The organism is Micromonospora sp. ALFpr18c (assembly GCF_008868155.1).
Lineage (GTDB): Bacteria > Actinomycetota > Actinomycetes > Mycobacteriales > Micromonosporaceae > Micromonospora.
Genome location: NZ_WBKR01000298.1, coordinates 1 through 4,915 on the forward strand (window position 1 = coordinate 1; position 4,915 = coordinate 4,915).

The window sequence follows — 4,915 nt, forward strand, 5'->3', positions numbered from 1 at the left end:
GCCGCCGCTGGACCATGCGCTGGAAAGCACCCCTGAACGCCTTCCAGATCGCCTTCGAGGGCCGGCTCACCCCGGCCAACGACTGACCACCTCAACAACCAAGATCAGCCGTTAACTTGACACTCCCCGGCCGTGCGGTGGTGGCCAGGGAGCTGGAGCGGAAGGTCGAGGCGATCTTTCATCCGGACTCCTACGGGTATCGCCCGGGACGTTCTGCCCTGGACGCGGTAGCCACGTGTCGCCGGCGGTGCTGGCAGACGAACTGGGCGATCGACTTGGACATCGCCAAGTTCTTCGACAGCGTGCCGTGGGACATGATGGTCAAAGCCGTCGAGGCGGACACCGATCTGCCGTGGGTCCTGCTGTACGTCAAACGGTGGCTCGAAGCGCCGTTGCAGCTGACCGACGGGTCGTTGCAGGTCCGAGACCGAGGAACCCCGCAAGGTTCTGCGATCTCGCCAATCCTTGCCAATCTGTTTCTGCATTACGCGTTCGACACATGGCTGGTCCGGGAGTTTCCCGGTGTCAGTTTTGAGCGATATGTAGATGACGCGGTGGTGCACTGCGTTAGTGAAGGGCAGGCCCGGCAGGTTCTGTCGGCTCTCTCCAGGCGGATGGCAGAGGTAGGGCTGGAGCTGCATCCCGACAAGACCAGAATCGTGTACTGTAAGGACAGCAATCGGCGTGGTTCGTACGAGCACACCGCTTTCACTTTCCTTGGGTACACGTTCCGGCCGCGTGGGGTGCGCACCACGGCCCCGTCATTTTTTTGTTCTGTCTGGTTTAGTTGTGGTTTGTTAGATGCTGTAGACGGCGAAGGCGTCGGTGCGGTCGTGGAGATCGCGGCGGGTGTGGGCGATGTTGGTACGTCCCGCGAACCGGATCGTGCTGAGCGCGAGGTTGCGGAAAGCGGCGAGATTTCGGGGTGCGTTACCGGTTCTGAGCTGCGATGAGTCTTCTCGGAACGTCACGTCCCTGACCCAGTGCAAGCGGTTCTCAACGCACCAGTGCTGGCGGGTGTAGTGGTTGAGGTGGGCGGGGGCGGCCAGTTCGGCGGTGAGGCTGGCGATGCCGTAAACGATTTCCTTGCTGGTGCGTATGCCGTCGAGGCCGCCGGTGTCACGGCGGAGCCGGAACACCTGCCGGGCGCCGGGGAACAGCCGATCGTCGCAGTCGGTCACGCGTAGGGTGCGGTGTTCGGTGCGGCCGTGACCGCGGTCGTCGGTGGTGTCGGTGTGCCCGGCGAACGCGGTGTCGGTGCCGGACAGCAGTGCCTGCGCGGCTTGCAGGGCGAGTGGCTGGTTGGCTTTCAGGATCAGGATGTAGTGGGCGTTCAGCGCTTCGGTGATCAGCCGGGCGGTTTTCTTGGTGGTGTGCAGGGCGTCCAGGGTGAAGACCATGCCGGTGGTGTCCAGACCGGACAGTAACGGCTGCAGGGCGGTGTTCTCGCCGCGTTTGTCGGCGACCTGCCGTTGTCCCAGGATCGTGCCGTTGCTGTGGTCGATCGCGGCGACCAGGAACACCCGCCCACCGGTGGTGACCGAGCCGCGGAGAAGTTTCCCGTCGATCGCGGCGGCGGGGAGCAGCCCGGCGGGGACCCGAGCGGTGGCCTGGCGGGTCACGGCACGGCGTTGTTCACGTTCGGCCGGCCCGTGCGCCGCGGGCAGCACCGGGACCGGGGCCTGTCCGGCGAGGACGTCAGCGATATAGCCGCTGACCGCGCTGTCCAGGGCGTCACCGTCCACGCCGGCAAGGACCCGGCGGAAGGTGGGCTCACTGGGCACCAGGTACCTGCCGGTCCACGCGTCGTAGCGGGCCCCGATCCGGGCCAGGATCTCCTGATCAGTGCCGGCGGCCCACTGCCAGATCGCGGTCACGCAGTCGTTGCCCACCACCAGCGTCGCGCACGCCGTCAGCGCCAGGATCACCACCAGGCGGTGCCGGCGGCCCTGCGGCTTACGGGGATCGGGCACCCCGGCAAGCCGCCCGGCCAGCGACGATGCCATAACCAGCGGGTCGTCGGCGAGTTCGGCTTCCCACAACGCCAGATCGGCGAGGTGGTCAACAACAGGGCTGATCGGGGAAGATACCGACACGGGCACGACTCCTGAACATGATCTTCTGGCGTAGGAACCGAAAGATCATCAGAAGTCGTGCTCGCTTACCATCTATCACCTGAACCAGGCGATTCAGTAACGTACCCGAACGAAGAGGAACAACGACGGGGCCGTGGGGTGCGCACGAAGTCGGGAAAGATGTTCACCGGCTTCAACCCGGCGATCAGCAAGGACGCTTTGACGAAGATCGGTAGGCAGGTGCGGTCCTGGCGATTGCACCAGCGCACCGACATCTCCGATGCGGATCTCGCCGAGCGGATAAATCCTATCGTGCGAGGTTGGATGAATTACTACGGCGCGTTCTACAGATCTGCGTTGTATCCCCTCCTGGCACGCATCAACGCCTACTTGATGCGGTGGCTGCGAAAGAAGTTCAAACGACTGCGCGGACGGAAGAAGGCTCATCAGGCGTGGACCCGAGCTGTCACCACGAGGCAAAGGTTCTTCGCCCACTGGGCCTGGGTATCCGGCGTCCCCGCTGTCTGGTGGCCAGGACAACAAGAGCCGTATGAACCGAGAGGTTCACGTACGGATCTGTGAGAGCCGGAGGGTGAGATTCCCTCCGGCTACTCGCCAACAAGGGTCGGAGCGCCGATCGGGATGACACGGGCGTAGCGTCCATAGCGGACGGTGCTGGGTGTGGGCGTGGGGCCCTCGGTAGACAGGTTCTTGCGAGGAAGTTGATCTATCCGGAAGGACCCCACGTGATTGCCTATCGTGCCATGGTTGACGTGCCCAGGGAACTCGTGCAGCACGTGGCGCGGCTGTTGCGCGCTGAGCGTCGGGCGGTGGGCACCCGGCCGGGAACTCGGGCGTTGACGTGCTTCTACCAGGCGCTTCTGGTGTTGGTGTGGTTCCGCAAGGGTGAGGACAAGACCACCCTCGGGGCGGGATTCGGAGTGTCGAGGGCGACCGCCTACCGGTACGTCGCCGAGGCCGTGCGGGTCCTCGCCGCGCAGACCCCCACCCTGCACGACGCGTTGGCGCGGGTCGCCGTCGACGGCTGGTCGCATGTTGATCTGGCCACCCTCCGCAACACCGCGATCAGCCTGCTCCGCCTGGCCGGCGTCACCTCCATCGCGCCAGCCCTCCGGAAGAACAGCCGCAACCCACACCGATCCCTACAACTACTCGGAATCACCTAGAACGGGCATATCCCTACCTTGCGAACGCCCTGGGGAGTTCCCGCCCGTCCTTACCAGCAGGGTTTTAACGAAGCGTTTGACTCCCCGAGGTGGGAGTCGGATTCGATCCGGAATACACCGATGCCGAACTCGAAGAAGCCGGATTAAGCTGAGAAGACCCCGCCCCACCCCTACCTGCCTGCGAGGTCGATGCGGCCAACATGGCAGTACTTCCGCCTGGGTGGGAAACAGGCGTAGCAGCCCTCAATACGGCGTAGATGTCATTGTCTGACATCGACGAAAGCGGTGGGTCAGTTCGTGAAATTATAATTTCAGAACTAGATTGTTCGACAGGTGTTAACGAATCCAACTTGTAGGAACTGGTGCCGACTTTATTCAGGTTAAATCTGGCCTGCTGCATGGCTCTAAAGAGGGCAGAGCCGCTGCTTATGTGCACCGAGCTTTGCGGATCCTTTAGTCGATGCAGTTCCTGAACCACATCCGTTTCCATATCTCCGCTTGCCATTCGTACGTAAACTTTACAATCTTGCCTCGGCAAGACCGGGGGCGCTACCGGCAGCACTCTATTGCCAGTTTTGTTTCCCGCAACGAAGCAGCACGCTACAAATCCTACGATTAATTGCTCTCTGTTTAATCTGAGCTGTTCATTCACTGAAAAGTTCCTCCTTTTTGATATTTAATCCAAGGCCATGCCTACAGTTGGAACGTGCATAACCACTGGTCGGGTTCACGCAGGTTGCAGGGCGTTCGTAAGGTGGAGGTATGCCCGTTTAGTCGATTCCGAGTAGTTGTAGGGATCGGTGCGGGTTCCGGCTGTTTCGTCGTAGGGTTTGCGCGATGGAGGTGATGCCGGCCAGGCGGAGCAGGCTGATCGCGGTGTTGCGGAGGGTGGCCAGGGCGGGGAGTGTCAAGTTAACGGCTGATCTTGGTTGTTGAGGTGGTCAGTCGTTGGCCGGGGTGAGCCGGCCCTCGAAGGCGATCTGGAAGGCGTTCAGGGGTGCTTTCCAGCGCATGGTCCAGCGGCGGCGGCCGGCTCCGGTGGGGTCGAGGCTCATCAACGCCATGTAGACGCACTTGAGCGCGGCCTGCTCGGTGGGGAAGTGGCCGCGGGCGCGGACGGCCTTGCGGATGCGGGCGTTGACGCTTTCGATCGCGTTCGTGGAGCAGATGACCGTGCGGATCTCCACGTCGAAGGCCAGGAACGGCACGAACTCGGCCGTGCGACACGAGGTCGCACATTTCAAGTGGATGCGTCGACGGGAGGCTGTGATGACGGTGACGTAGCCCAGGTCCGTGCTCGGTGGCCTGTTCCCGCCCCGGCGTGCGTCGCGGGTAACCGCGGGGTGCGAAGCCCGGGGTTCAAGCCGAAGGGTCCTCGTTCCATCCGAGGGCCACGGGTGAGGGAAAGACCGGGCGGGTGAACGCAAGTGAACCCTCGATGTTGCCTCGTCATCGTCGAGGCCCGCAGATGGGACGTGGTAGCGGGCCGAGCAGGGCTGGTCGCTGGAAAGCGGCAGGCGCCGGTGCCTGCGTTCCGCAGCTCAGCGTCGATATAGTCGGCGTCGCGGCGTGAAGGCGCAGGTCAAAGCGTTGCGGCCTGGCGGAAGCCGCGAAAACGCCTAGTGACACGCCTGCCTGTGGATAACTTCTATG

3 protein-coding genes and 2 pseudogenes are annotated in these 4,915 nt (G+C 63.0%); 3 read left to right on the forward strand and 2 right to left on the reverse strand.

The window, feature by feature from the left end; translation table 11 throughout:
• Window positions 1-140 precede the first annotated feature (140 nt).
• A pseudogene (locus F8271_RS33565) lies at window positions 141-719 on the forward strand (reverse transcriptase domain-containing protein); the annotation flags it as partial.
• A gap of 78 nt (window positions 720-797) precedes the next feature.
• On the opposite strand, the gene F8271_RS29865 reads toward F8271_RS33565, so the two are convergent.
• Window positions 798-2,096 carry an ISAs1 family transposase gene (locus tag F8271_RS29865; RefSeq protein ID WP_151493154.1) on the reverse strand — a complete coding sequence of 433 codons (1,299 nt, stop codon included), beginning with the start codon at window positions 2,094-2,096 and terminating at the stop codon, window positions 798-800.
• A 138-nt stretch (window positions 2,097-2,234) separates the two neighbouring features.
• Between F8271_RS29865 and F8271_RS29870 the strand changes: the two genes are divergently transcribed.
• Window positions 2,235-2,657: a group II intron maturase-specific domain-containing protein gene (locus F8271_RS29870; RefSeq protein ID WP_225854857.1), complete on the forward strand. Its 423-nt coding sequence runs from the start codon at window positions 2,235-2,237 to the stop codon at window positions 2,655-2,657.
• A gap of 191 nt (window positions 2,658-2,848) precedes the next feature.
• On the forward strand, window positions 2,849-3,262 hold the full coding sequence (locus F8271_RS29875; RefSeq protein ID WP_225854858.1) for a transposase family protein: 414 nt from the start codon (window positions 2,849-2,851) through the stop codon (window positions 3,260-3,262).
• Window positions 3,263-4,203: 941 nt separating this feature from the next.
• Here the strand turns inward: F8271_RS29875 and F8271_RS29885 are convergent.
• A pseudogene (locus tag F8271_RS29885) lies at window positions 4,204-4,476 on the reverse strand (transposase); the annotation flags it as partial.
• Between the last annotated feature and the right edge of the window lie 439 nt (window positions 4,477-4,915).